Consider the following 25431-nt stretch of genomic DNA (forward strand, 5'->3'; position numbering starts at 1 on the left):
TAAAGAAAAGTGTGTCTTTTCCGGGCGTGTTGCGGTTATTTGATCCAGCCTTTTTGGATGCCGAGGTTGTGTTGGTAGCTGGTGTCGATGGCGGTGTCGTATTCTGCTGGTGCACCGATGTCATTGGTAGTGGCTGTGGTGTTGTGGGTGATCAGGTCTGTTGCTGTGGAAAGTGCGTCTTGACCCCATCGTTGGTCCCTGGCGATCTTGACCGGATCGTCAGGGACTTCTGTATGTAGATACAGCCACCAATCCATCACTGTGCGTTGATGCGGTAGTGATAGTCCGCGGTGTCTGCGGGCTAGTTCTTTTATGGGGGCGTTGATGCCACCTTCGAGGCTGTTTGTTGTTGCTGCAAGGTTGTCGGGGTCGATGGTTGTTGGTGGGGGTTGCAGGTAGGTAAACAGCAGGTCTCTGCGGTGCAGAGATAGCAATGATTGATAGGCCGCTCGGACGCGTTGGTGGGTGTAGACCTTGGTGTAGGCGCCGGTAACGGGGTCTTTGATGGTGGTTTTCTCGTTCATCCATTCCCGGTAGGTGTGGTCGAATTCGTGCAGGTGGGCGACCCATGTGGATGCTTGGTCAAGGTCGGTGATGCGAGTGAGTTTCAGGGCTAGGCGGTAGAGGGTTTTGCCGGCATCGGTGCGGGGGTTGCTGGTGGTGTGGCGGCGGACTGTTCGTTGGGCGTGGACGAGGCAGCGTTGGATGCGTGTTGTTGGCCAGCAGTGGTGGATGGCTGATTGGGCACCTTGTCCGCCGTCTGTGACTGCGATTAGTGGTGCGGCAATGGGGCGTAGGAGTTCGGTGTAGGCGGCGGTGGTTTCGTGTCTGGCCCAGGTCCAGTTGATGACGTGGGTTTTACTGGCTGCGATCAGGAGGCATCCGGACTTTAGATAGGTCGCGTCGAGGAAGATTTGGTCATGGATGCGGAATGAGTCGATGGTGGGTGTGGGGATGATCCACCAGCACCATCGGAATCGGTGGTGCATGGTTTGCCTGGTTACGCCATGGTGTGCGGCGAAGGTGGTTAGAGATTGGGTGCCGGTGGCCCATTGGATGAACAAAGCCATGGTGGCGGTGTTTTTGTTGTGGGTTTGGGTGTTGCGGGTAAAGGAGTGTCCGCAGTGGGTGCAGCGCCAACGGGTGGTTGATTTGCTGGTGGTGCCGTTTTTCTTTGTGTTGTTGCCGCATAGTGGGCAGCTGGGGCGGTTGGTGGTCATCCTTTAATCCAACCGGTGTGCGGTTAGCACAAATGTGGCCGGAGGTGTGGGATGGTGTGGGTAATAGCTTTCGGGGAGCTATTCTTTGGTGATTTGTGGTGTGTGGTCTGGGGTTATGGTGGCATGCGGACACACTTTTCTTTACTTAACCCAGCACGGGGCTGCGGGGAGGCGGCAGGAGGGCAGCGACTAGCCGCCGAAAATTGCCAGCGCGTCGGCAGCGAACGCTTCAATGATTGCGGAGTTGTCAACATCTCCCGCGCGGTTGATGTAGGCGGCCTCCGTAGTCGAGGCGGAGGCATGGCCCAGTTGCAAGGTGGCCAGCGCCGCGTTGCCCGTTGCAGCCATGGCGGTCGCTACCGTGTGACGGAGGTCGTGATAGGAAATCACCGCAGGCAGCAGCTCCCGGTCGGCCTGCGCCACATCGTCGCCGGCGAGGTGCGGCAAGCCTGCCCATGTTAGAGCCCGGCCAGAGTTTTGCCAGGGTGGGGGTATGTGCCGGATGGGTCGTCACGCATAGGCAGTACCCGCGTCGTCGGTGCCCCTGTCGTGCGTTGGCCGTGGAACAAGCTCGTAGGCTTATCGGCCAAGCGCTCGGCAATCCTTGAGTCTATTGGCCCGAGAAGCTGGTCTGGCAAAAACATGTAGGTGTGTGACGATCAGCTATAACTTTCCTCCTTGTAAGCAGGAAACCCGCTCGCCTCTCATGACAGCAATGTACTTGGATAACCACATCGCTACTTGACCGTAGATTGATGTAGCGATACGATTTGAACATGTTCAGTGAACAAGTTCAATCAAGTCGTGCTACTCAAAAGGAGGCGACGCGCAATAAAGTCTTGGATACCGCCTATGCCCTTTTTGTGTCAGTCGGGTACGCGGATACAAATGTGCGTGCCATCGCGCAGAAAGCTAACGTCAGCGTTGGAACCGTTATGAACGTCGGGAGCAAGCAGTCGCTGTTGATTCAGACCATCGGACATCGAATCACCGTCATGCACGATGAGCTCCGTGGACAATCAGACAACCTTCTCGACGTTCTCGCTCCTTTCCTGAAAATGTTTACTGGGCAGGAAGAATTATCGAAAGCGTATGGCGCTGCCCTAATCACACAGGGAGACAACGGAGAGATTCTCAACGAGCTTCGAACTCTCTTGGTAGATGAAATCGTGTTGCGCCTAGGCAATATGCTCCCTAAAGATGACGCTAAAGAGTTCGCGACAATCCTTTACAACATTTATCTTGGGTTGCTTCTTGGCTGGGCTGCCGGTGCATACGACACCGACGAACTATCCATTCACGCGAACAGTTCCATCTCCCGTCTTAAAATCGCGTACGGAGTAAAATAATGATTCTCGAATCTTCGCCTGCTTGGCCCTCCATCATTCTTGCAGCCATTTTGTTCGGAGACGCGGTACTCTCGCTCAAACCCGTAGCATTCATCGAGGCCTGCCTCAGAGGAGTACGACTTCCTACAGAGTGGTGGTGGGCTCTTATCGTTATCAAGTGCCTAGCAGCAAGTGGACTCATTATTGGGCTCTGGATACCAGGCATTGGAATAGCGACGATGGTTGGAGTCATTGCCTACTTCTGCACCGCAGCAATCGCACATATCCGAGCCAAGTTTCTAGGTAGCGAGTTTTGGGTCAATTGCTTAGGGATGCTCGCTATTTCACTAGGCGCTCTCATTGCGACACTATTGATAGCCTGAAACGACCAATTTACCAATTGTGTTCGCCCATTGAGGGGCGCCGTTGCCCGCGCCGGGCGGCTTGCCGCGGGTGCCTGGGACCCGCTAGCCGCCTACCGCCTCGCCGGCCTGTCGAAGGGTATGAGCGTCTGCCTCGGTGCAGAAGGCATGACAAAGCCCTAGCTGATGGGTCGGGGTTGTGGGATTTGCAGAGTGGCGGGCTGCTGCGGGACTGGTAGATAGGCGTCCAGCTCTTCGACGGGTATCTGCGGTACTGCATCCGAGATACCAGTGGCGAGCGCTGCGCGACTGGGCCCGCGCCGGGATGTCACACCCGACGACGTGGGGTGGCAGGAGCAGTAACCGGAATTGAGGGGTTGGGGGCAATCCCAGTCCATTTTTATGCGTGGGGGGTAGGGGTGCGACGGGCAGGGGTTGCTGGGGCAAGGGGTGTGTGGCCCCTAGTCGACACCGTGTAGCCACCGCCGGTTAAGTCTTGTACTCAGGCTGTGGCGTATGTCCAGCTGCGGGTCTACTTCGGAAAACTCCGCACTTCCCCAAAGACTTTCCTCAAAAACTAGTAGGGGAGGTGTCCCTGTGTGGCGCGAGAAACGGCTTTGACAGGCATAAATGGCATTATAGGTCAAACCTTTACAGGGTACCCTAACGGTAGGTTACGGGTTCGAGTCCCGTTTCCGGCTCCAAAACTCCAGGTCAGGAAGTTTTCCGGCCTGGGGTTCTTTGGTTTAAAGGGGAAAATGTAGGGGTTAAGTAGCGTGAGGGGTGAAATCGTCTAACAGAACGTCCGCATCCCCTCTGTCCCGTAAGTCGGCTTAGAAGCTGGAAGAACCGCCTGAACCGGAAAACCCTGAGCTAAACCCGCTGTTGACGCCACCGCTACTGGAAGAGCTGTCGCGGGCAGTGGTGGCATCGCTATCCCAGGTGCTCACGACATAGAAGGGCACGTAGCCGTGGTAGCCAGAGCCAGCGAAGAAATCAGAGTCGTAGATGCGCGTGCGCTCGGGGCGCTCGTCGGCCTCATTGCGCTTCTGCAGCTGGGACTGCACGTGCTCCGACAAGAGCGCGGAGCGATCCAAGAGTTCTAGGTAGCGCTCCATGAACTGCGGATGGTGTGGTTCCTTGGATAATTCAGTGGCGGCATCTTCCAACTCCTTCGCGTGGCGCTCAAGCGCCGAGTCGATGCTTGCGGCCAAGTAGCCTGCCTGTGCCAGATCCTTCTCCAGCTCGTAGAGTTCATAGCGGCGAGCATCCGCATCAGCGTTCTCAATGCGGTGCAGCTTTTCAATATTGGCCTCAGCGGTTTCCACGCGCTCGCACAGTTGGCGCGCGTTGGCGATGAGCTCGGAGTGTGAGCGGAATTGCTCATCTGGCGCATCCGCCGGAATCGACATGAGGAAACCAACCTGGCTATCGATTGCTAGGAAGTCATCGCGCAAACCCTCCCAGTCCTGGCGCAGGCGCTCATCCACCAGCCCTGATTGGAGCGAGTGCGCTCGAATATCAATCTCCCTTAGCCGTTGCGCCACATCGGTGTAGGTCTGCGACACGTAGTCCCAGTCCTCGCGTGCCTGCTGTGTCTTCTTCTGCCGGCTGCGGCGTACACCGCCGGCGAGGCCGACACCAGCGCCGCCAACGCTCAGGCCCGCCACCCCGAGGCCAACGGCCGCCGCCATCCGGTCCTCTTTTGCGCCCTCGTACTGAGTATCCGCAGCACGGTCTACGTCGATTGCAGCCGCTGCGCCAGCAAAGAGGCCAGCAGGAATGTTGTCATCCCGCACGCCCGGCTTAATTGCTTCGATGGACTGTTTCAGATGGCTGTCATTCTTGCGTAGCTTCATTTGAGCAGCCACGTCCTCACCCGCGAAGACGAAGGCTTGGCGCGGATCAAGGCCCACGCCGACGAAGACCTGGCCATCAGCAAACTTATCCTTGCCGATGAGCTCCTGGTGGTTATCGCGCAGGTACTCCTCTACGGAGTCATTAACGTTTTCCTTGTTCTCGGCAAAGACCATGTAGTGCAGCCCTTGGACCACGTCAGGGGCGGCGATCCGGGAGACATCGCGAAGCATGCGCTGTTCTTCCTCCGGGGTGAGCACATCGTCTGAGTCCATGATGTCAGCCTGCACCTCACGCTGCGCGGGCTGCATGACGTAGTCAGAGCGCTCGGGCGAATCAAAGACCGCCAAGCAGGTGCCCGCACCGACACCTCCGAGAAGCAGGCCGCCCACTGCTGCTGCGCCGATGATGGCACCGATGGAGGTCACTTTGGGGCCGCGGTTGGATGCAAAAGGTTTAATATCGCGAGAGTCGGTCACGGTGATTCTCCTATTCGCGAGCGATCGGCCCCGCCAATTTTATCCGGTTTAAGGAGGTCGGGCGGGGAACAAAGGGTGCGTTTGAAGACTGATTAAAGGGCAAATGCCTGTCGGGGGCTGGGGCGGGGGAATTTTCTTTCACTTATGCGCACGTTGTCGGAAGTCCCGGTCAACATATGGATGAGCTATTCACTTATGGCCACGCTGCTGCGTATCGATAGGTGAATATTGCATCGATAGGACAGCGCAACGCCGCCAGCAGGACAGCGCAACACCGACAGCAGGACAGCGCAACGCCGACAGCCGGAAAATCACAGGCCACGGAGCTTTCACATCTGCAACTCTAGCCCCACGCTTCACAGGGGTTACATGCGCATGTAAAGTGGACTTTGTTCTTAAGTCATAAGCGTCGATAGGGCTGGTCTCGGGGAAGGGCCTGCGCTATGGGCGCTTTTGGCATTTTTCTGCAAAACCTTCCAGAAAACCCCACAAGCTGGGGTGATTTCTCCGAGAAAAATATTCTACGATAGAGCCATGTCAGAGGTGCTCTTTGTCAGTAGTTCAAACATGGGACTCTCACGCGTACTAGAAGGGCTGCTGCGGCAAGCTGCCCCAGGCCTGACAGTGTTGTCAGCAGGTATCAGCATCGATGATGATGACCGCGGTCTGGATGAAGACGCGCGGCGTGCGCTCTGTGAGGTGGGGGCACGGTGCGATGGCGATCCTCATCAACTCACGCCGTCTCTCGCAGACAGTGCGGATGTGGTCATTGTTGTGGGGAAAATCGACGTTTCGGACTACATCGCGCCAGATGTAGAGACTGAGCGCTGGGAATATGATGACCCAGCTGACCGCGGGATTTATGGTTATTCCCGCTACGCGGAATTGCGGGATTTCTTCACTCTGCGCGTCAATACGCTGGCGGAACGGTTTGCTGCCTAAATAGTCGCTGAAATAGTCGCTGTCTTAATAAAAGGTGGGGCGCGGGAACCGTCGTAAAGCATGTGCTGAAGCTGACACACTTTTGTTTTCTGACAATAATGCCCGCGTTCGCCCGGTCAACACCTAATGTAAGTAGTTATGTCTATTGGTCCATCGCTGCGACGCACCCTGTACAAACTTGCTGAGAAAGAGATGTCCCCGGCTAAGGCAAAGTTCTTGCTGAACATTTGGCCGCCGCTGTTTGGCACCGGCATCCGTATCACTGAGATTGCGGATGACTGGTCTGAGGGGCGATTGGAGCTGCGCCTAAACGCTCTGACTGCGAATATGCATGGCGCGGCATTTGGCGGTGCACTGTTTTCGATGACGGATGTGCTGTTTGGCACGCTGGTTATGCAGCGTCTGGATGTCAAGAAGTACGAGGCGTGGACGCGAACTGGGTCGTTTGAATTTATCCGGCCGGGTAAGAATGGTGCGTACCTTGAGGTAGAGGTGCCGGATGAGATGGTCGAAAAGCTTAAGGCCGAAACTGAAGGTGGCTATTCGACGGTCGTTCCATACACCTCTGTAATCCGAAACCGCGATGGCTCCCTGGTCGGTATTGGTCAGCAGGAGCTCTACGTGCGCCGTCGTGGTCGTAAGAAGCCGCCGGCCAATCCGAACCAGCAGGATTGTGTTGCCGGTGAGAACCTCATCTCTGCTGCTCGCACTCTTGCACGGCTGGGGATGCGCGGGGTGGAAAACCGTGATGTGCTCGTCCAGCAGGAACGCACCGCACGACGCTGCATTTCACCAGAGTCGCGTGCAGTCGCATGGCTCCACGGGGTCCTCGAGTACGGCGATGTCACTGTCGACGACTACCGCGCCGCAGGGCTTCCCGACGTCGTCATCGAGGCCCTCACCTCCGATAACCCCTCGCCAGCCGCGCAGCAGCTGCTTGCGGATGTCGTCACCGCGCGCGAGTCGCTGACCAAGTTCTAGGTCGAAGCTCTACGCCAATAGCCGAGTGATCAGTTCGATCACTTCGGGGTCTGTTTGCTGCTTCCAATGCGCAACAGACCTGCCCTCCAGCTCGGTTTCGAGCAAAACAGCTCGACTGTCCGGCAGGAAGCTCTGCGCGGTATCGGACCACGGAATGACCAGGTTGTCATGGTGGCTGATGACATTAATCCAGTCAGGTGTGGCTGCCTTGCGCCTTCGGAGGTGTGGGGCAGTGTTGGCTGCAGGAAGTTCATATTGTCCTGCCGCTACCGCAATTTGATCGGCTAAAGCCTGTCCCATTAGCCAGCGGGCAGGAGCCCCATTCCACCAGCCCAAAATGCGGGAGATCTCAGTCAGATTTACACCGCCGACAGAGCCCGACACACTGATGATACGTCGAAACGAAAAACGCTCGCATTCATGGTTTGCAAGACGCGTAAACAGCAGGAAAGCCAGTAGCCCACCCTGCGAGTGAGCCACAATATCGACCGTGTCCGAGTTCGTTTCAGTGCAGACTCCGTTGATATAGGCCTCGACTTCGGCGACAGAATCTACGAGGGCAGCAGTGCCACGGTCTCCGTAGGCCGGTACATAGACTCGGCGGCCGCGGGCACGGAGTCCGTCGGCAAGCGGTGCCCACGCGCCGGGACTATCGAGCGTGCCATGAAGTGCGATAACCGGAACGGGGTCTCTGAGGTCCCCCGACGCTGGACTTGGATTTGGCAGGGACGGATGTGCGGCTGTCGGTGGGAAAATCCGCGTTAGGAGCGGTCTATTCCGCATGCTCGATTGGGTCAAAATCCTCGCCTACCAGCTTGAATAGTGCCTCGCGAGTAAGCGCGCGGGGGCGCCAATCGTGCGCCATCTGCTCATGCAAAACGATGGCTTGAGGGAACGTGTCCTGCACATAGAGATTGGTGACCATGCCTGTGTCACCATCATCCAAGAAACAGGACTGTGGAGGGGAAATGAGCTGGTCATACTTGGTGGCAATGCAGGTGTAAGTAACACCGGGACCGAGGATATCGTGGGAATTGGAGTTCAAAACCATCTTTGAACCCGTGAGCTGTTCCAAACCGGAAACGCCCCAATAGCTCTGCACAAAGTTGCTCATCAGCGACTTTGTGCCGGGGATCTTAGTGATACTGGAAGCGATGCCGCCCAGATTGGTGCCGTGATTGGGCGCGGCAAGGCAGACAACATGCTTGATGTACTTGGAAATGCGCAGAGAAAGCAGGGTGGCAATTAAGCCGCCTTGCGAGTGCCCCACGATAACGGCGTGCTTTGCGTCAGTGGCGTGCAGGACAGCCTTGATGTAAGGCACGAGCATGTCGATGGACTGATTGATGGGGTCTGTTGCACGGTGCCCAAAATCTGGCGCGAAGACAGCCCAGCCATCCTCCCGTAACTGACCGCCGAGGGTCTCCCAAATGCCCTTGACCTGGCCTGTTCCATGCAGGAGGATGACCGGCCACGGCCGGGATTTGGACACTTTGGCTCCCCAGTTATCTTCGAAAACACCGCGCAGCGGACGGAAGATGGCATAGGGGAGCGATGCTGATCCTTCAGCTGCAGCCGGTTGTTGCGCCTCCGGTTCCTGCGCTTCAGGGGCAGGGACTACCGGAAGTTGTTCTTCCCGAAAATCCTCGTTTGAAGCGGCGATTAGCGCACCAACTTTCCGTCTTCGTCAGTCCCGAGGGCCTTCCGTAGCTTGGCGGCGGCCTCATCCATGGACTCTGCGGAAGGATTGCGATCTACCGACTGTAGGTTGTACCCGGACATATCGTGGGCAGGGAAGATATGAATGTGCGTGTGCGGAACCTCGAAGCCGGCGATGAGGTAGCCAGCACGCGGAGCGTCAAAAGCGGAGACAACAGCCTGACCAACCTTCTGGGCAACCTCATTGAGGTGGGCCCATAGCTCAGGCGAGGCGTCCGTCCACTTGTCCACCTCTTCAACAGGGACGACCAGCGTATGACCAGGCGCAATTGGCTCGATGGTCAAAAATGCGACGACCTTGTCATCGCGGTAGACAAAACGACCGGGGAGTTCACCGTTGATGATTTTGGTAAATACTGTGCTCATGTGCCAAGGGTAACCCGAATAGCGGATTGAGGGGTTGGGTGCGATGAGAGTTATCCGGGCTGATTAGTAAGATGATTGCTATGCGCATCCTCGTAATTGGCTCCGGTGCCCGTGAGCACGCCCTGTTGTACGCAATGAGTAAGGACCCGCAGGCTACTGATCTTCACGTAGCCCCTGGTAATGCGGGTATGAGTGAAATTGCAACCATGCATCCACTGGTCGTGGATGACCCCGCTGGCGCTGTTGCGCTGGCCAAGGAAATTGGGGCCGATTTGGTTGTTATTGGCCCTGAGGTTCCGCTGGTCGCGGGTGTGGCAGACGCGCTGCGCGACGCTGGTTTCGCAGTCTTCGGACCGAACGCTGACGCAGCTCGGATTGAGGGGTCCAAGGCTTTCGCTAAGGACGTCATGAAGGCAGCTGGGGTAAAGACCGCCTCGGCAGAGGCCATCCAGCCGGAGGCCTCCGACGAAGACATCGAGGCCGCCATTGACCGCTTTGGCCCGAACTGGGTCGTGAAGGATGACGGTCTGGCTGCTGGCAAGGGAGTCGTGGTCACTAAGGACCGCGCTGAAGCTCTCGAACACGCAAAGGCTGTTCTGGCCGCCGGTAACCCGGTGCTGCTGGAGTCCTTCCTGGACGGCCCGGAAGTTTCCCTGTTCTGCCTGGTCGACGGCGAAATCGTCGTCCCGCTGTTGCCGGCTCAGGACCACAAGCGCGTCGGTAATAACGACGAGGGGCCGAACACCGGTGGCATGGGTGCTTACAGCCCGCTGTCCTGGCTGCCGGAAGGCGCAACTGAGCGCATTGTCACCGAGGTCTGCGAGCCGGTCGCTCGTGAGATGGCCGCTCGCGGTTGCCCGTTCCAGGGTCTGCTGTACGCAGGTCTGGCCTGGGGCGAGGACGGCCCGGCTGTCATTGAGTTCAACTGCCGTTTCGGTGACCCGGAGACCCAGGCCGTGCTGGCGCTGCTGGAGTCCCCGGTGGCGCAGCTGCTCAACGCCGCTGCTACCGGAACATTGGCGGACTTCGGTCCGCTGTCTTGGCGTGATGGTTACGCTCTGACTGTTGTGCTGGCCGCTGAAGGCTACCCGGTGTCGACGCGCACGGGTGATGTCATTGAAGGTGCAGAGCCTGGCCGTGAGGCAGATGGCATTCTCCACGCAGGTACTGCCCGCAATGCTGCGGGTGAGCTGGTCTCCGCTGGTGGCCGTGTGCTCAACGTCATCGGCGTTGGTGACACGCTGGAAGAGGCCCGCGACAAGGCGTACGAGACCATCAAGACCATTAAGCTCGAGGGCTCGCACTACCGCACCGACATTGCACTACCTGCAGTTGAGGGCCGTATTTCCATCTAAATAATGCTTGAGGTGGTCCGGCTGCACTCGGATGCCTCACTGGTGCACCCACCCGGGATGAACTGGATTTCCCGGGTGGCCTCGGCGGCTGCAAAGATGAAGGTATGCACGCCGAATCTCCGCAGTCGCCAAAGTCGTCGCAGTCACCGCAGCCGTTAAACTCCTCGCAGTCACCGCAGGCATCCCAGCCCCAGCGCGACCTAGCATCCCGCCGTTGTGAGGTCGCACCCTTCCATGTGATGGATGTTCTCGCGCTCGCACAGGAGCGTCAGCGCACTCACGGTGACGCTCTATTCCTCTGCGTGGGACAGCCCGCGACCGCGGCCCCGGCTGCCGCGATTGCCCGTGCGCGTGCTGATTTAGAAAATCAGGTTCTGGGCTACACAGCGGCCGTCGGCACGCCTGAGCTGCGTGCAACCATCGCCGCCTGGCATCGTGAAAACTACGGCACGGCCACGGAAGCCGCTGATGTTGTCATCACTACCGGTTCTTCCGGCGGTTTCGTAGCGCTCTTCCTCGCAGCCCTCGATGTTGGCGACGACATCGTGCTCGCGCGCCCGGGCTATCCCGCATACCGCAATACGCTGCAGGCGCTCGGCGCCAACATTGTCGAGATTGACTGTGGTCCTGAGACTCGTTTCCAACTCACCGCCCAACACCTGGAGGCACTTCCGCGCGTGCCCAAGGCCGTGATTGTCACCAGCCCGGACAACCCCACTGGCACCATTATCGATGCCGACGAGCTGCGTGCCATTGCGAAGTGGTGTGAGCAGCACGATTGCCTGCTCATTTCCGACGAGATTTATCACGGCATTACTTATGGCCGACAGTGTGCGTCTGCACGCGAGTTCTCCGACGCGGCGGTCGTGGTCGGCAGTGTCAGTAAGTACTTCTCGATGACCGGCTGGCGCGTTGGCTGGCTAATCGTTCCCAAGTGGCTGCGTGCGCCGCTTGATCGCCTCGAAGCCAACCTCACTGTCTGTCCACCGGCAATTTCGCAGGCAGCGGCGGTGGAAGCGTTCAGCCCCGAGTCCATTGCCGAGCTCAATTCGCACGTGACGCGTTACGCACGCAACCGCGACGTTTTGCTCGAGGGGCTGCCCCGCGTCGGTCTCGGTAATATCGCCCCACCCGACGGCGGTTTCTATATCTACGCCAATATCGCAGGGCTTTACGACGACCCGAACTCCGTCGACTCCATGACTTGGGCTCGGGAACTGTTGGCCGCAACGGGCGTGGCCGTTGCCCCTGGAATCGACTTCGACACAGAGAACGGCCATCAGTGGGTTCGCCTCTGCTTCGCCGGTGAGACGTCCGAGATGGAAGAGGCTGTTCGGCGTATTGGGGTGTTCACTGATCGTCGTTAAAACGGCTTTTAGTGGCGCTCGCGGTGTGATTTACCTCACCCTTTTAGGGGTGTTTTTCAGTCGGGCGAGATAGGGTGCTCGACGGGCGAATCGCTGCTTTAAACCCTCTACCGACGGTCGCTGGTAGAGCCGATGTTGGGGGCATTCCTGGAAGGGGCCGTTGGGGCTCTGTTTTCTTGATCGCCGGTTTGCTGTAAAGGCGGAAAAACTGCCTCAGATTGAGGGTTCTGTGGCTGCGGTCACATCAAGTGAGGCTGGGGTTGGGTCGATAGTGGGGTGGGGTGGCCTTCGCGGCAGCATCTTTGACAGCCGGCAGCTCTGTCGGTGGTCTATTTCCGCTGGCAGGGGCCCCTTTTTCTTTAATTGTCGATGGGGTTGACCTCTGAGGAACTGGCGGCTATCCCTGCGTGGGGTGACGATTGAGCGCGGTGTGTAACCCACATTCAATGTTGGCTGCAAGCGCTTTTAGTGGGGATAGTTTATGTCTGACCAAAAGAGACTTCCGCGCCCTGTTTTTGGTTGTGTAAAAGCGTGATTTTTGAAGCCGTTATCAACGGCAGTAAAGCGAGGTATGGGGCGGCGTCGAGGGGCGCTGTTTGTGGCTCAGTGCCTGAGCTAAAAAGCGTCCAAAAGTTAACAAAAGGTTAACTAAAAATAAAGTTTAGCGCTTGCCAGGTCTTGTGTTGTCGTCTACGGTTGCAAGTCATAAGTTCCAAACGATTCGATGAAACGACGTTTCAACTGCGGAATCGCAAAGAATCGGTTGGAGAAGTCCAACAATAAAGATCAAAGAGATCTTAAGAGAGGTGACCTCTGATGAACGCATTCAACGAGATTATGGATACTGTGTCCCCGATTTTCCAGGACGGCAAGGAATCCAAGCAGGATGCGCTGGCATCGCTGCTTGCCGAAGCCATCGTGGAGGCGAACCCGAAGCAGGGCATCGCCGCCGACGATCGCCGTGCTGCCTAACAAGAATTAGCTTTGGTCCGATTCCTGCTAGGCAGCTAGTGGGGAAGCAATCCCTACTGGTTATTCCTACTGGTTCAGGAACTCCCGGACCTGCTCCATATCCTTATCACCGCGACCCGACAGGTTCACGAGCAACAGCAAAGGCTCATCGCCTTCGTGAACCGGCAGCCCGAGCTCGCTAACAGCGGCAGGGTCGGTTTCACGGAGTCGCGCAATCTTAATGGCCTGCGCCAGCGCATGCGAGGATTCCATCGCCGGAATAATGCCCTCCATGCGGCTGAGCAGCTGGAACGCTTCCAGCGCCTCCTCGTCGGTAATTCCGACATAGCTGGCGCGGCCATTCTCCTTCAGCATGCCGTGCTCCGGGCCAACAGACGGGTAATCCAAGCCCGCCGAGATGGAGTGCGATGGCAACACCTCGCCGTCGTCGGAAAGCATGACAAATGAGCGCATGCCGTGAAGGACACCAGTCTTGCCCGCATTGATGGGCGCGCCGTGACGGTCGGTGTCGAGACCCTCACCTGCGGGTTCGACGCCAATGAGGGCGACATCGGAGTCGTCGATGTAGTTAGCAAATGCGCCGATGGCGTTGGAGCCGCCACCGACGGCTGCGATGACAGCGTCGGGAAGCTTGCCGTAACGCTCGGCCATCTGACTGCGTGACTCCTCCGAGATGACCTGCTGGAATTCACGCACGATAGTGGGGAATGGGTGCGGTCCGGCGGCTGTGCCCAGCAGGTAGAAAGTGGAGTCGAGAGTCTTGCTCCACTCGACCAGTGCCTCGTCAATAGCATCCTTCAAACCGGCCTCGCCGGTGGTGACGGGAACGACCTTCGCGCCCATGAGCTCCATGCGCTCGACATTGGGGTGCTGGCGGGCGACATCGTGCGCGCCCATGTAAATCTCGCACTCAAGTCCCAGCAGCGCTGCGGCCATCGCGGTGGCCGTGCCGTGCTGGCCTGCGCCCGTCTCAGCAATGAGACGGGTTTTTCCCATGCGCTTTGCCAGCAGCGCCTGGCCGACCACGTTGTTGCCCTTGTGCGCGCCGCCGTGGTTCAAGTCCTCGCGCTTGAGCACAATCGTCGTGTTCGGCGTGGATAGACGTCGGCATTCGAACAGCGGGGTTGCGCGGCCGAGGAAATCGCGACGCAGTTCTTCCAGCTCGTGCTGGAACTCCGGATCGCTCATCGCCTCGATGTAAGCCGCTTCCAGCTCATCGAGTGCTGGCAGCAGGAACTCCGGCACTTCCTGTCCACCGAAGCGACCGAAAAATGCAGGCAAGAGGGTTTCGCGCACCTCGCCCGCGCCGTTAACGCTTGCCGACGGCACCCTGGTTGCAGTCGGTGCTGCAGCCTTGGCGATGGCATCCGCGCTGGGGTTGTAATCAGTCATTGAAGAGAGCCTTTCGTTGCTGTTGTTTATTTCAGCGGGCCCTGGTTCTCTTCGCCGAACCGATAAAAGAAAAGAGCCCGCCAGATTTATCTTCTTGCGAGCTCGTACTTGACGGGTTTGCCGTCGACATTAATGAGATGACGTGACGTTGCTCGCGGACTTAGGCGAGCCACCACCACTGTGCGCCGCACGGCGCGGGTGTGTTCATCAGGGGTGTCATCATGAATCTGACCATAACTCAAGGTTTCCGTAGTAGCCAAAGCGGGGTGGGGTGTGGGGGCGGGGATGGGGCACGAAATGTGTACGGGATATCGCAACGGTGTCTGGGGTCGTAAAGCAGCTCCCCGCTAAGTCCCGGCATATGCAGAGGCGGAATATCAGCATTCCCCTCGACATCGCTGGCCACGAGGACTAACGTTCCGATGGTGATTACGCTGTCGCGGCAGGCCACTAAAACACGTCGGGGAGTTCGTCCCACGACGTTGGTGGTGTGGTGTTATGTCGCCTTGATAACCGCTGGCACGGTTTTGTTAATGCTGCCGATTTCGGCGGTCAATAGCCATCCTACGGGGCAGTGCGCCCCGAGCCCTGGGGATATGTGTTTGCCCACGGCGCTGTCTGATGCGCTGTTCACAGCCACCTCGGCAACAAGCCTGACCGGCCTGATCACCGTAGATACGGCCACCCATTGGTCAACCTTCGGCAAGGTCGTCATCATGTTGTTGATTCAGCTGGGTGGTCTCGGGTTCATGACCTTGGCTTCACTTTTCGGCCTCTTCGTAGCAGGAAGGCTCGGCCTGAACCGCCGTGCCGGTGCCCGCGTTGAAGGCCGCGGTATGGATATGGGCGAGATTTCGTGGGTTGTCCGTGCTGCCGTTAGCTTCACTCTGTTGGTGGAGTTTGTGGTGGCAGTGGCACTTACGCTGCGGTTCCACTCCGGATACGGGTATGGCTGGGGAAAGGCTGCATGGGAAGGCTTGTTCCATGCCATCTCAAGCTTCAACAACGCCGGTTTCGCTCTGTATACCGACAATGTCATCGGGTTCTATAGCGATGCCTGGGTGCTTTTGCCACTGGCCTTCGCCCTCATCGTGGGTGGTCTGGGTTTTCCTGTTTTGCTCGAGGCCTGGCGGCACGGCAAAGCGTGGCTTAGTGTCTGCACTCGAGGACAGCTGCCTAAACGCTGGTCGCTGACTACTCGCTTCACCATTAAAGGCACGATTCTGCTGATTGCTTTGGGTACGCTCATGGTGGCTTTTGGGGAGTGGTCCAATGCCATGTCTGGATTCACCGCGGGGGAGAAGATACTCAACTCATTCTTCGCTGGTGTGAGCCCGCGTACCGCGGGGTTCAACGCGCTCGATTACGCGGAGTTCCATCCATCGACACTGCTGGGCACTGACTTCCTCATGTTCATTGGTGGTGGCACCGGCGGTACTGCAGGTGGCGTGAAAATCACGACGTCGGCCGTCATTCTCGCCGCTGTTCTCGCGGAGATTCGCGGTGACACCTCCGTGTCCGTGGCTAGGCGGCGCCTCAACCCAAAGGTGCTGCGCCAGGCTCTCGTAGTCCTTGCCTTCGGTATCGGCCAGGTATTCCTGGCAGTAATCGCCGTCAGTTTCCTAGCACCACAGTTTTCTACTGACCAAATTCTTTTTGAAGTAATCAGTGCTTTCGCCACGGTAGGCCTTTCCACAGGTATTACCGCCGACCTGCCGGTGGCAGCACAGGCAATCTTCATCGTGCTGATGTTCACCGGACGTGTTGGCCCAATCGCCTTGGCGACGGCCTTGGCCGCCCGCCCACGCCAGCGCGTCTACGAATATCCAGAAGAAAGGCCCTTCATTGGCTAACTCGAAATTCAACCCGTTTGCTGGTTTTGCAGATCATTTCTCCAACCAAGCCAGCTCTTCGCCTGTTGTCATCCTCGGTATGGGGCGTTTCGGACAGGCACTCGGCGAGGAGCTGGTCGCTGGCGGTATCGAGGTTCTCTGCGTAGACCATCGCGAAAAGGTGGTTCAGGAGCTGTCCTCGACCTTCGACCACGTGGTCACCGCCGACACCACCATGCCGGAGGTACTGAAGCAGCTCGGTGTCGATGAAGCCGAACGTGTTGTTATCGCCATCGGCAGTGACATTGAGGCTTCATTGCTGACCGCGTCTGCGCTGGTGGATATGGGGGTGCCCATGATTTGGGCAAAGGCCGATAACCAGGCCCACGCCAAAATCCTGGGCCAGATTGGTGTGCACCACGTCATTCGCCCGGAGGCCGACACCGGTCGTCGTATTGCGCACCTCATCGGCGGCAAGGTCCAGGACTTCCTGGAGTTCGACCGCGATTACGCAGTAGGCAAGGTCGCGCCGCCAATCCACTGCCTGGATAAGACGGTGGCGGAGATTAACCAGAGCGCACCGATTACGGTTGTCGCCGTACAAAAGCGCGGTCAGCGATTCCGCCCTGCGCTTGCCGACGACCGCATTTCCGCAGGTGATCTCCTGATTGTCTCCGGCGCTATTCGGCAGTTGGAGACATTCGCCGGGGAGTAGGCGCTGATTGCTACTTGTCGCCGTGGCTGTCGATTCCGTCGACGCCTGTGACCGTGGTCAGCAAAAACACGGAATCTGTTAGAGCTTTCACGCCATGCTTGACGTGGGTGAGCACTTTGAGATTGCCCTCGGAAATCGTGGTTTCATCGGCACCGGTGATTTCAACTTCGCCAACAAGAACAAGCATCGAGGCTGCGGGCGGCGAGTTATGGGCGGAAAGCTCAGTTCCTTCAGTCAGTGCGATGAGAGTCTGGCGTAGCGGGCCGTCGTGGACAACAATTTCCGCAGCGCGGCCATTGCTATTCGCTTTAGCTTGAGTCAGAAGGTCGTCTTGTTGTGAATTAATATTCACAGCGTCCTAGCTCCTTGGTGAAACCACAGCGCGCAGAGCACGCGCTGCCTCTTCCGGATTTGCTGCCTCGGTTAGTGCGCGAACCACCACAATGCGCTCCGCACCAGCGGCGATAACCGCATTGGCGGTCTCGGCGTTGATACCGCCAATTGCCCACCATGGCTTGACGGGGTCACTTGCGCCGCGGTCGTGCGGGCGCACAATATCGGCCACGGAATCCTGGTGGGACTCCGCAGAACCCTGTGCACGCGCCCTCCGCACGAGTGCCGCAGCTTCACGGACCATCTCGACTCCGACGGGCTGACGGTCGGGCTTTGTCGGGGTGGCATACACCGGACCGATCACCGCGTAATCGATGCCATCGTCGGCAAGCGAGGCGGCGAACATGTCCAGATTTCGGTTGGAGCGGCCGATGAGAACCTCGGGGCCAACGATCTGGCGGGCCTGCTCGGTTGTGAGGTCCTCCTGGCCCACATGCAGGATGTCTGCGCCGGTCAGTGCGGCAATGTCGGCGCGGTCATTGACGGCGAAGAGCTTGCCGTGTTCAGCGGCGACCTCGGCGAGGGTCTCCACAGCGACAATCTCGTCGCGGGTGTCGACTTTCTTGTCGCGCAGCTGGATGATGTCGGTGCCGCCTTCGTAACAGGCGTGCAGGAATTCGCGCAGATCACCGCGGGATGCGCGCGAGTCGGTGCAGAGGTACAGGCGGGCGTCGGCAAGCAGGGCGCGTCGTGTTGTGCGAGTGGCAGCTGATGAGGCGTTCATGTCCCCATGTTAGGCGAGGTTGGGGATGCGGTGTCGTGGCGGTGAGTCCGAAGTCATATGATGGGGGAGTACCACGTTCCGCGGGAGCCGTACTCGGTATCGATGAGATGCCGCTGGCTGAGAGGGCGAGTAACGCCGACCGCTTTTACCTGATGCGGGTTATGCCGCCGGAGGGAGGAATGGCAGTGGATGCTGCCGCTATGGGTGCTGCCTCGACAAGTGAGGGTGGCACAGGGGATACGTCGTCGAGCGTTGTTATCGCAGGCGCGGGCATTATCGGCTTGGCGACGGCATGGAGACTACTCCGCCAGGGATTCGATGTGACCGTCCTCGATGCCGAGCCCGTTTCCGGCGCAACCTTCGCCGCGGCTGGCATGCTGGCGCCGGTTGCCGAAGTCGTGTGGGATCAGCCGACGCTGTATCCGCTGATGGTGGAATCGGGCAAGCTCTACCGCGACTTTGCCCAGGCCATCGCCGAGGAATCGGGCCACGATGTTGGCTATATCGAGAATTCCACGTTTGTTTGTGCGGGCGATGCCGCTGACCGGCAGACACTCAGCGAGCTCGTTGAGCTGCAGCATGACATGGGCATGGAGATCAACCGCATCACCGCCACCGAGGCGCGCCGGGCAGAACCGGCACTGGGGCCGGGCTGTGTTGGTGCGGTGGATATTCCGGGAGATCACCAGGTCAATCCGCGTCTGCTCGCCGAAGCGTTGCTGACCATTCTGGGAGACCGCGTCATCCGCACCCGCGCGGAAGAGGTTATTTACGCTTCCGATGCCGACCCCCGCCAAGCCATTGGGCTGCGCGGCACGGACGGAAATGACTACCTCGCCGATGAGGTCGTTCTGGCTGCGGGGCTGAACACCGCCGATATGGCCGGTCTGCCGGAGAATCTGAATCTGCCGCTGCGCCCGGTCTATGGAGATGTGCTGCGTCTGCGTGTACCGGAGCGCCTGCAGCCACTGGTCACTCGCACTATTCGCGGTGTGGTTCAGGGGCGTCCGGTTTATATCGTCCCGCGTGCCGACGGCACCGTCGTGCTCGGCGCAACCTCGCGTGAAGATGACCTGACCGGCGTCTCCGCCGAAGGAGTCCACCAGCTACTCCGCGACGCATACCGCCTGGTGCCCGGCATTCTCGACTGCGAAATCTACGAGATGACCGCCCGCGCCCGGCCTGGTTCCCCAGACGATGTCCCCATGATTGGTCGCGTGGCTCCAGGACTGACCGTGTCCACCGGCTACTTCCGTCACGGCATTCTGCTTACGGCCATCGGCTCCAAGCTCACGGCCGATGTCGTCGCAGGTCGGGAAACTGACAACGACCCGGCGCTTCTTTCCGCCGTCAATCCATTCCGCTTCAGCGATTAGAGGAGGCTCGCTTATGTCCACCACAACACTCAATGGCGAAGGCTACACACCGGCTGCGGGGGAGATGGTCGCAGATCTCGTCGCAAAGCACACGGGGCACGCGCTTAACGACGACGGCACTGCCGCGGACGGCACCCGCCTGGGAATCGCGGTAGCCGTGGATGGTGCGGTAATCCCGCGAGCCAAGTGGGCGAGCACGCCCGTGACAGGTGCAATCGACATCGTGACAGCAGTTCAGGGAGGCTAGAGATGACCGCGAATTCCGCACAAGCAAACATGTCCGCGCAGGAAAATGAAACTGGGGCGGCGAGCGGACTTACACGCGAACCGCTGCGCATTGGCGGGCTGGAGTTGAACTCCCGTCTGATTATGGGAACTGGCGGTGCGACCAGCATGGATACGCTGGAGCGCGCGCTGGTGGCTTCGGGCACCGAGCTGACTACGGTGGCGATGCGCCGCTTTACGCCCGGCACGAAGCAGAACGTTTTTGAGATTCTGCAGCGCAACAATATTGCGGCGCTGCCGAATACTGCGGGGTGCTATACCGCTCGTGACGCGGTGCTGACTGCGCAGTTGGCCCGCGAGGCGCTGGAGACCAATCTGCTAAAGCTCGAGGTCATCGCCGACGAGGACACGCTGCTGCCGGACCCGGTCGAGCTGGTTGCGGCAGCGGAGCAGTTGGTAGCTGACGACTTCGTCGTTTTCGCCTACACCAACGACGATCCGGCGCTGGCCAAGCGGCTGGAAGATCTGGGCTGTGCAGCTGTCATGCCGGCGGGCTCGCCGATTGGCACTGGTCTGGGCATTCTTAACCCACACAACATCGAGCTGATTGTGGACCGCGCGAATGTGCCCATCATCCTGGATGCGGGCATCGGTACCGCGTCTGAGGCAGCTCAGGCGATGGAGCTTGGCTGCGATGCAGTGCTGTTGGCATCCGCAGTGACCCGTGCACATGATCCGGTGGGCATGGCCACGGCGATGCGCTTCGGCGTTGAGGCAGGACTGACTGCTCGCGAGTCCGGCCGCATTCCACGGCGTCGACTAGCCCAGGCGAGCTCGTCGTTTGAGGGCATCATCACTGAGCGCGTCAGCGGCGCACGCGAGCAGGATTCTCTGTAATGGCTGAGCAGGGGGTCAATCTTTCGGACCGCGACCTGCGCCGGTACGCCCGGCACCTAACACTTCCGGGCTTTGGTGCCGAGGGGCAGCGAACTTTGCGAGCCTCCCGCGTCCTCGTCATCGGAGCTGGTGGCTTGGGATCGCCTGCGCTGTTGTACCTGGCCGGGGCAGGGGTCGGGCACATCACCATCATTGACGATGACGTGGTCGACGAGTCCAATCTTCAGCGCCAGGTCATTCACCGTGAGTCCGACATTGGTCGCCCGAAGGCCGAATCTGCCGCGGATGCCGTGCGGCGCCTTGACTCCGAGGCATCGGTGACCGCAATCGTCGGCAGGTTAAGCGTCGACAATGCTGAGGAGCTCTTCGCCACTCACGATGTAGTGCTCGACGGCGCGGACAATTTCGCCACCCGCTATCTGTCTTCCGATGCTGCGGAGCTGACCGGAACCCCGCTGGTCTGGGCCACAATCCTGCAGTTTGCAGGGCAACTGTCTGTGTTCTGGCCGGGCTGCGGTCCCATGCTTCGCGATCTCTACCCCGACATCCCCGACCCCGGCTCCGTGCCGTCGTGCGCCGCAGGTGGGGTTCTCGGCGCAATGGTCGGTCAGATTGGTTCCATGATGGTCGTCGAAGCAATCAAGGTGCTCACCGGTGTCGGCAAGGCCGCCGTCGGCAAGCTCGTGCTTATCGACGCTTTGGAGGCAACCACCCGCACACTGTCCTTTGCAACCGACCCGGAGCGCGAACCCGTTTCCGACCTGACCGAAATTGCGCAGGTGTGCGCAGCATCGTGGTCGGAAAATGAAGACGGCGCGGAGCAGAATGTGCGCAGCGTTGGTCCTCATGCAGTGCGTGAGCTTCTCGCCGAGGGCGTGCCTCTTATCGATGTACGCGAGCCCGAAGAGTATGCAGAGGCCGCCATTGCCGGATCGGTGCTTGTACCGCTCGGCGAAATTCGCAGCCGTAGGTGGGCTGCGATTCGCGAAGCGTGGGCTGAGCGGAACCTCCAGCCGAACTCCCCACGAGTTGTCATTCACTGCCACTCGGGTGCCCGTTCGCAGCAGGCAATTGAGCTGCTGGCTGGTGAGGTCGAGACTGATGGTGCCACGCCGGAGCTCATCAACTTGGACGGAGGTATTGTGGCCTGGCAGGCTGCGGGGCAGGAGACCGTCGTAAAGCGTGGTGGAACGCACTAATTAGCAGCTACCGCCACGCGCTGTTGAACAGTGTGCCTACGCCTGCGGCTTCAGCGTTGTCGACCACAACTCGGTGCCACGAGTGGTGAGCAGACGGACGGTCATCTCGCGTGAGTCGCCGTCGATATCGACTTCGCCGAAGTGCTGGAAGTCCTGTGTGGGGTCGGCGTTGGCATTGTCTTTACCCGGTGCGTGGACGTACTCCACCTTCGGCCCGAAGGTCGAGTCCATTTCGTTGGGGCCGAATGCGCCCGCGTGGAGAGGACCGGAGACGAATTCCCAGAAGGGTGCGAAGTCGGTGAACTGTGCGCGCTCTGGGCTGTAGTGGTGAGCCGCGGTGTAGTGCACATCGGCGGTGAGCCAGACGACATTTGAAACATCTTTAATGGCGCTGAGCAGGCGGGCGATTTCACGTTCACGTCCTGCAGGTGCACCGGCGGCACCATTGGATACGCTTTCTTGGTCACCATCGTCGCCGTCGGGGACGATGATTCCAAGCGGTAGGTCATTAGCAACAATCTTCCACGTCGCGCGGGAGTCCTTGAGGGAGTCGATTAACCAGTTGGTCTGCTTTTCGCCAAGGATTGGTTCTTCGGTTGTCGAGCGCGGATTATTGGAAGTGTTTTCTCCCTTGTAACTGCGCATATCCAGAATGAAGATGTCTAGCAACGGGCCGTAGGAAACCTTGCGGTAGACGCGCCCATCTACAGCCATTTGCTGATCAATTGGCTGCCACTCATGGAAGGCCTGGTAGGCGCGCTTGGCCAGAGTGTTGACATCGCGCTCGGTATAGCGATCGTCGTCTAGGACTTCGTTGGGGTACCAGTTGTTGACTGTTTCGTGGTCATCCCACTGAACCAGCTGCGGAACCTGCGCATTGAAGGCCAAGTAGTTCTTGTCCATGAGGTTGTAGGAGTACTGGCCACGATACTCTTCGAGGGTTTCAGCAACCTTGGATTTGGCCGGAGTGACATGGTTGCGCCACACAGTGCCGTCGGAAAGCGTGACGGATTCATCCAGCGGACCGTCGGCATAGCAGGTGTCGCCTGAGTGAATGAATAGGTCTGGATTGCGCTCCATCATGGTGGAAAAGCCGGTGTAGCCACCGATTTCGTCGTTAATTCCCCAACCCTGACCTGCGACATCGCCGGACCAGTGCAGGCGGATGTTGGATGCGCGGTTTGGGGCAGTACGGAAGGTGCCGATAACGGGATCAGAGCAGATTCCAGTATCTGCCTCTTCGAGCGTGACGCGATAGAAGATTTCCTGCCCCGGTTCGAGACCGACGACACGTAGACGTCCGGTGCCGTCAGTGTCTGGAGTTAACAGAGAGTTACTGCGGAATACCTTGGCATTCTGGAAGCTCTCAGTTGCAGCAGTTTCAACCACCATGTGGGCGGGGCGGTCTGAGCGAGCCCAAATTAATGCGCCGTCGCCGCGGATATCGCCACTTGCAACGCCGTGGGTGAGCTGTGGCCGAGAACGCAGTAACCCTGGGGAGGCCAGTGACGGCGAACCCGGTGTAGCTGAAGCCGCAGCTCTAGAGGCATGAGCGAGCGTGACTGAAGTGGCAAGTGCGGTGGATGCGCCTAAACGTAGAGCGCTGCGACGGGAAAGCTGCATGGAGTCGAACGATAGGTTTTCCACTTTGACGTTCAGTTAAACCAGCGTGAACTCGAAGGAAAAAGTCGCAATTACAGAACAAAGGCTTAGTTATTGAGAATGACTGGGCTTCCTTTTGTAACGTAGATAACCGACTTGGGAGGAATGTGTCTTCCGAGCTGTCTTTTCTGAGACAGACAATCTAGAAGTGAAAGGCGCTGACCCCGATAATGGGATCTACACAAACGCCACAAGTAAAAACGCAAGAAAAGAAGTCGGGCGGTTTTCTTAAGAACCTGCCGACCGACCCGTTGATCTTCACGACGGCGATGGGTTTCATTGTCCTCTTTGTGGCAGTGACCATAGCGCTGGGGGATACCGCTCGGGATGCCTACTCGGCCGCTTCCGATTGGGTTACGTCTAACATGGGCTGGCTGTTCATCGGTGGTGTCTCGGCAAGTTTTATCTTCCTCATCGGCTTGTTTGTGTCCCGCTACGGACGCATCCAGCTTGGCGATGATGACGAAGAGCCCGAATACACCATCGCCGAATGGTTCGGCATGCTCTTCGCCGGTGGTACTGGCTCCATGCTGATGTTCTGGGGCGTGGCTGAACCGCTCAACCATGCCTACAACCCGCCGTTCGGTCAAGAGCCGATGAGCCGCGAAGCTCAGAACACTGCGATGGCATTTACCATCTACCACCTGGGTATTCACATGTGGGTCATCATGGCGCTGCCGGGGCTCGCGCTCGGGTACTTCATTTACAAGCGTCACCTGCCGCCGCGCGTCTCCTCCATCTTCGCGCCGCTGCTCGGTACCCGCATCTACTCATGGCCGGGCAAGCTTATCGACGCCGTCGCCATCATCGGTACCGTCGTCGGTATCGCGGTATCGGTGGGCATGGGTGCGCTGCAGATTAACTCCGGTGCTGCTCGTGTAATCGGTACCCCGGAAAACTCGATGGTGCAGCTCATTCTGATTGCCATCATTATTGTGATTGCCTCGATTTCCGTGGCCCGCGGTCTGGACAAAGGTATTAAGGTGTTGTCCAATGCGAACATTTGGGCCGCCATGGCATTGATGGTTTTCGTGCTGCTCATGGGGCCGACTTTGACGCTGCTGCGCCAGACCGTCGATACGACAGGTGTCTACTTGGATGCGCTGCCTCGCATCACGTTCTGGACTGACTCTTACGACGTCAACCCGAATTGGAAACAGGGCGCCTGGACGGTCTTCTACTGGGCCTGGACAATCTGCTGGTCGCCATTTGTGGGCATGTTCGTCGCCCGTATTTCCCGCGGCCGTACAGTCCGTCAGTTCATTGCCGGTGTGATTGCACTGCCGACAATCGTGTCAATCATGTGGTTCTCTATCTTCGGCCGCGCTGGCTTCGAACTGGAAAATGAGCAGCCCGGTATTCTGACCAAACCAGTTGTCGAGGGCGGAGACCCGTCACCGGCGCTCTTTATCCTCCTGGAGCAGTTCCCGTTGGCAACGCTTGTCAGTGTGTTTGCGCTCTTTGTGATTATGATCTTCTTCGTCACTTCCATCGACTCGGCTTCGATGGTGATGGACATGATGTCTACCGGTGAGGAAAACAAGACTCCGACCTTCTACCGCGTGCTGTGGGGCGTCATGATTGGTGCAGTGGCAGCTTCTCTGCTGCTGATTTCTGGTGAAACCGCACTGGAAGCGCTGCAATCTGCGGTGATCGTCATCGGTGTACCGTTCTTCTTCCTCCACTTTGTGATGATGTACTCCTTGGTCAAAGGCATGAGTGATGACCACATGGCAGTGCGCAAGCCGGTTACCCGCCAGTGGGAGAAGACCGATACTCCAGAGAAGTTGGAGAAGCACGAAGCCGCACCCGCGCCGGGCTACGACGAAGAGGGCAATGAGCTGCCGCGCTTTGAGTACACCCACGATGAAGAGGGACGTCTGGTTATTCAGTCCGATGTGGTCGTTGAAGGTGAGTTTGAGTCTGGCGAAAAGTCGGAATCGGAGAGCCCAGAGGAGTCGGGGACGAAGTCTGAGTCATAGTAGAGCACGGTCGCAGTAGTGCCCGGCACTTGTGGCCACGCTATTCACCTATCGGTGCGCTGTAGCGTGGCCATCAGTGAGTAGTG

The 25431-nt window shown here is 58.7% G+C and carries 24 protein-coding genes and 1 riboswitch; of the genes, 14 read left to right on the forward strand and 10 right to left on the reverse strand.

The genetic code is table 11. The features are described 5' to 3' along the window. Window positions 1-35: 35 nt before the first annotated feature. Window positions 36-1220, reverse strand: a complete 1185-nt coding sequence (locus tag ADB08_RS07350) for an IS256-like element IS3503 family transposase (protein ID WP_015382061.1) — start codon at window positions 1218-1220, stop codon at window positions 36-38. A 189-nt stretch (window positions 1221-1409) separates the two neighbouring features. Continuing rightward, window positions 1410-1667, reverse strand: coding sequence for a tyrosine-type recombinase/integrase (locus tag ADB08_RS07355; RefSeq protein ID WP_016421438.1), 258 nt, complete (start codon window positions 1665-1667; stop codon window positions 1410-1412). Between the two features lie 329 nt (window positions 1668-1996). Here ADB08_RS07355 and ADB08_RS07360 point away from each other — a divergent pair, with 329 nt between their 5' ends. Further along, complete coding sequence (locus tag ADB08_RS07360) at window positions 1997-2569, forward strand: TetR/AcrR family transcriptional regulator (protein ID WP_016421437.1); 573 nt, start codon at window positions 1997-1999, stop codon at window positions 2567-2569. Further along, a complete protein-coding gene (locus ADB08_RS11790; protein WP_016421436.1) occupies window positions 2569-2931 on the forward strand; it encodes a DoxX family protein in 363 nt (120 codons plus the stop codon). Before ADB08_RS07360 ends, ADB08_RS11790 begins: the two co-directional genes overlap by 1 nt. 812 nt (window positions 2932-3743) lie before the next feature. On the opposite strand, the gene ADB08_RS07370 is transcribed toward ADB08_RS11790, so the two are convergent. Then, the gene (locus ADB08_RS07370) at window positions 3744-5246 is read right to left on the reverse strand and encodes a hypothetical protein (protein ID WP_016421435.1); all 1503 of its coding nucleotides are present in this window, start codon (window positions 5244-5246) and stop codon (window positions 3744-3746) included. A 567-nt stretch (window positions 5247-5813) separates the two neighbouring features. Between ADB08_RS07370 and ADB08_RS07375 the strand changes: the two genes are divergently transcribed. After that, a complete protein-coding gene (locus ADB08_RS07375; RefSeq protein WP_016421434.1) occupies window positions 5814-6188 on the forward strand; it encodes a hypothetical protein in 375 nt (124 codons plus the stop codon). A gap of 138 nt (window positions 6189-6326) precedes the next feature. Next, window positions 6327-7169: a PaaI family thioesterase gene (locus tag ADB08_RS07380; RefSeq protein ID WP_016421433.1), complete on the forward strand. Its 843-nt coding sequence runs from the start codon at window positions 6327-6329 to the stop codon at window positions 7167-7169. Between the two features lie 9 nt (window positions 7170-7178). Here the strand turns inward: ADB08_RS07380 and ADB08_RS07385 are convergent, their stop codons facing one another. The 3 genes from ADB08_RS07385 to ADB08_RS07395 all read right to left on the reverse strand — a co-directional run bounded on the left by ADB08_RS07385 (window position 7179) and on the right by ADB08_RS07395 (window position 9254). Next, on the reverse strand, window positions 7179-7952 hold the full coding sequence (locus ADB08_RS07385; protein ID WP_049172142.1) for a lipase family alpha/beta hydrolase: 774 nt from the start codon (window positions 7950-7952) through the stop codon (window positions 7179-7181). Then, on the reverse strand, window positions 7942-8661 hold the full coding sequence (locus ADB08_RS07390; RefSeq protein ID WP_049172143.1) for an esterase/lipase family protein: 720 nt from the start codon (window positions 8659-8661) through the stop codon (window positions 7942-7944). The genes ADB08_RS07385 and ADB08_RS07390 overlap by 11 nt, the downstream gene beginning before the upstream one ends. 170 nt (window positions 8662-8831) lie before the next feature. Then, window positions 8832-9254 carry an HIT family protein gene (locus ADB08_RS07395; protein ID WP_049172147.1) on the reverse strand — a complete coding sequence of 141 codons (423 nt, stop codon included), beginning with the start codon at window positions 9252-9254 and terminating at the stop codon, window positions 8832-8834. A gap of 80 nt (window positions 9255-9334) precedes the next feature. Here ADB08_RS07395 and purD point away from each other — a divergent pair, with 80 nt between their 5' ends. The 3 genes from purD to ADB08_RS11670 all read left to right on the forward strand — a co-directional run bounded on the left by purD (window position 9335) and on the right by ADB08_RS11670 (window position 12948). Then, window positions 9335-10609: a phosphoribosylamine--glycine ligase gene (gene purD, locus ADB08_RS07400; RefSeq protein ID WP_049172166.1), complete on the forward strand. Its 1275-nt coding sequence runs from the start codon at window positions 9335-9337 to the stop codon at window positions 10607-10609. A 239-nt stretch (window positions 10610-10848) separates the two neighbouring features. Then, window positions 10849-11976 carry an aminotransferase class I/II-fold pyridoxal phosphate-dependent enzyme gene (locus tag ADB08_RS07405; protein WP_049172167.1) on the forward strand — a complete coding sequence of 376 codons (1128 nt, stop codon included), beginning with the start codon at window positions 10849-10851 and terminating at the stop codon, window positions 11974-11976. Window positions 11977-12792: 816 nt separating this feature from the next. Continuing rightward, a complete protein-coding gene (locus tag ADB08_RS11670; RefSeq protein WP_162837147.1) occupies window positions 12793-12948 on the forward strand; it encodes a hypothetical protein in 156 nt (51 codons plus the stop codon). 66 nt (window positions 12949-13014) lie between these two features. Here ADB08_RS11670 and trpB read toward each other — a convergent pair whose 3' ends face one another. Further along, complete coding sequence (gene trpB, locus ADB08_RS07410; RefSeq protein ID WP_065421660.1) at window positions 13015-14340, reverse strand: tryptophan synthase subunit beta; 1326 nt, start codon at window positions 14338-14340, stop codon at window positions 13015-13017. 422 nt (window positions 14341-14762) lie between these two features. Here trpB and ADB08_RS07415 point away from each other — a divergent pair, with 422 nt between their 5' ends. Together ADB08_RS07415 and ADB08_RS07420 are read left to right on the forward strand one after the other, a co-directional pair. Next, window positions 14763-16193, forward strand: a complete 1431-nt coding sequence (locus tag ADB08_RS07415; protein WP_038626542.1) for a TrkH family potassium uptake protein — start codon at window positions 14763-14765, stop codon at window positions 16191-16193. Continuing rightward, window positions 16186-16887 (forward strand): potassium channel family protein, encoded by a 702-nt coding sequence (locus ADB08_RS07420; protein ID WP_049172150.1) that lies wholly within the window; start codon window positions 16186-16188, stop codon window positions 16885-16887. The genes ADB08_RS07415 and ADB08_RS07420 overlap by 8 nt, the downstream gene beginning before the upstream one ends. A 10-nt stretch (window positions 16888-16897) precedes the next feature. On the opposite strand, the gene ADB08_RS07425 is transcribed toward ADB08_RS07420, so the two are convergent. Then, complete coding sequence (locus tag ADB08_RS07425; protein ID WP_049172151.1) at window positions 16898-17239, reverse strand: cupin; 342 nt, start codon at window positions 17237-17239, stop codon at window positions 16898-16900. Window positions 17240-17245: 6 nt separating this feature from the next. Next, entirely contained in the window at window positions 17246-18004 is a 759-nt protein-coding gene (locus ADB08_RS07430; RefSeq protein ID WP_049172153.1) for a thiamine phosphate synthase, read from the reverse strand. 70 nt (window positions 18005-18074) lie between these two features. Continuing rightward, window positions 18075-18197, forward strand: a riboswitch (TPP riboswitch). 7 nt (window positions 18198-18204) lie between these two features. On the opposite strand from ADB08_RS07430, the gene thiO reads away from it, so the two are divergent. The 4 genes from thiO to ADB08_RS07450 are packed head-to-tail and all read left to right on the forward strand — an operon-like array spanning window position 18205 to window position 21701. Beyond that, window positions 18205-19380: a glycine oxidase ThiO gene (gene thiO, locus ADB08_RS07435; protein WP_065421661.1), complete on the forward strand. Its 1176-nt coding sequence runs from the start codon at window positions 18205-18207 to the stop codon at window positions 19378-19380. Window positions 19381-19393: 13 nt separating this feature from the next. After that, complete coding sequence (gene thiS, locus ADB08_RS07440) at window positions 19394-19627, forward strand: sulfur carrier protein ThiS (RefSeq protein WP_049172154.1); 234 nt, start codon at window positions 19394-19396, stop codon at window positions 19625-19627. 29 nt (window positions 19628-19656) lie between these two features. Continuing rightward, window positions 19657-20502: a thiazole synthase gene (locus tag ADB08_RS07445; RefSeq protein WP_049172170.1), complete on the forward strand. Its 846-nt coding sequence runs from the start codon at window positions 19657-19659 to the stop codon at window positions 20500-20502. After that, the gene (locus tag ADB08_RS07450; protein WP_049172156.1) at window positions 20502-21701 is read left to right on the forward strand and encodes a ThiF family adenylyltransferase; all 1200 of its coding nucleotides are present in this window, start codon (window positions 20502-20504) and stop codon (window positions 21699-21701) included. The genes ADB08_RS07445 and ADB08_RS07450 overlap by 1 nt, the downstream gene beginning before the upstream one ends. 36 nt (window positions 21702-21737) lie before the next feature. Here the strand turns inward: ADB08_RS07450 and ADB08_RS07455 are convergent, their stop codons facing one another. Then, on the reverse strand, window positions 21738-23324 hold the full coding sequence (locus ADB08_RS07455; RefSeq protein ID WP_016421418.1) for an alkaline phosphatase D family protein: 1587 nt from the start codon (window positions 23322-23324) through the stop codon (window positions 21738-21740). Between the two features lie 209 nt (window positions 23325-23533). On the opposite strand from ADB08_RS07455, the gene ADB08_RS07460 reads away from it, so the two are divergent. After that, window positions 23534-25345, forward strand: coding sequence for a BCCT family transporter (locus ADB08_RS07460; RefSeq protein ID WP_049172160.1), 1812 nt, complete (start codon window positions 23534-23536; stop codon window positions 25343-25345). The last annotated feature ends 86 nt before the right edge of the window (window positions 25346-25431 follow it).

Source organism: Corynebacterium sp. 239_CJEI (assembly GCF_001055995.1).
Taxonomy (GTDB): Bacteria; Actinomycetota; Actinomycetes; order Mycobacteriales; family Mycobacteriaceae; genus Corynebacterium; species Corynebacterium jeikeium_D.

Coding starts and splice junctions, on each gene's coding strand:
- ADB08_RS07445 (WP_049172170.1), top strand. CDS start 19,657: ATGTCCGCGCAGGAAAATGAAACTGGGGCGGCGAGCGGACTTACACGC.
- purD (WP_049172166.1), top strand. CDS start 9,335: ATGCGCATCCTCGTAATTGGCTCCGGTGCCCGTGAGCACGCCCTGTTG.
- ADB08_RS07455 (WP_016421418.1), bottom strand. CDS start 23,324: ATGCAGCTTTCCCGTCGCAGCGCTCTACGTTTAGGCGCATCCACCGCA.
- ADB08_RS07430 (WP_049172153.1), bottom strand. CDS start 18,004: ATGAACGCCTCATCAGCTGCCACTCGCACAACACGACGCGCCCTGCTT.
- ADB08_RS07405 (WP_049172167.1), top strand. CDS start 10,849: ATGGATGTTCTCGCGCTCGCACAGGAGCGTCAGCGCACTCACGGTGAC.
- ADB08_RS07450 (WP_049172156.1), top strand. CDS start 20,502: ATGGCTGAGCAGGGGGTCAATCTTTCGGACCGCGACCTGCGCCGGTAC.
- ADB08_RS07380 (WP_016421433.1), top strand. CDS start 6,327: ATGTCTATTGGTCCATCGCTGCGACGCACCCTGTACAAACTTGCTGAG.
- ADB08_RS11670 (WP_162837147.1), top strand. CDS start 12,793: ATGAACGCATTCAACGAGATTATGGATACTGTGTCCCCGATTTTCCAG.
- ADB08_RS07375 (WP_016421434.1), top strand. CDS start 5,814: ATGGGACTCTCACGCGTACTAGAAGGGCTGCTGCGGCAAGCTGCCCCA.
- ADB08_RS11790 (WP_016421436.1), top strand. CDS start 2,569: ATGATTCTCGAATCTTCGCCTGCTTGGCCCTCCATCATTCTTGCAGCC.
- ADB08_RS07415 (WP_038626542.1), top strand. CDS start 14,763: ATGGTGATTACGCTGTCGCGGCAGGCCACTAAAACACGTCGGGGAGTT.
- ADB08_RS07385 (WP_049172142.1), bottom strand. CDS start 7,952: ATGCGGAATAGACCGCTCCTAACGCGGATTTTCCCACCGACAGCCGCA.
- thiO (WP_065421661.1), top strand. CDS start 18,205: ATGGGTGCTGCCTCGACAAGTGAGGGTGGCACAGGGGATACGTCGTCG.
- trpB (WP_065421660.1), bottom strand. CDS start 14,340: ATGACTGATTACAACCCCAGCGCGGATGCCATCGCCAAGGCTGCAGCA.
- thiS (WP_049172154.1), top strand. CDS start 19,394: ATGTCCACCACAACACTCAATGGCGAAGGCTACACACCGGCTGCGGGG.
- ADB08_RS07395 (WP_049172147.1), bottom strand. CDS start 9,254: ATGAGCACAGTATTTACCAAAATCATCAACGGTGAACTCCCCGGTCGT.
- ADB08_RS07350 (WP_015382061.1), bottom strand. CDS start 1,220: ATGACCACCAACCGCCCCAGCTGCCCACTATGCGGCAACAACACAAAG.
- ADB08_RS07460 (WP_049172160.1), top strand. CDS start 23,534: ATGGGATCTACACAAACGCCACAAGTAAAAACGCAAGAAAAGAAGTCG.
- ADB08_RS07360 (WP_016421437.1), top strand. CDS start 1,997: ATGTTCAGTGAACAAGTTCAATCAAGTCGTGCTACTCAAAAGGAGGCG.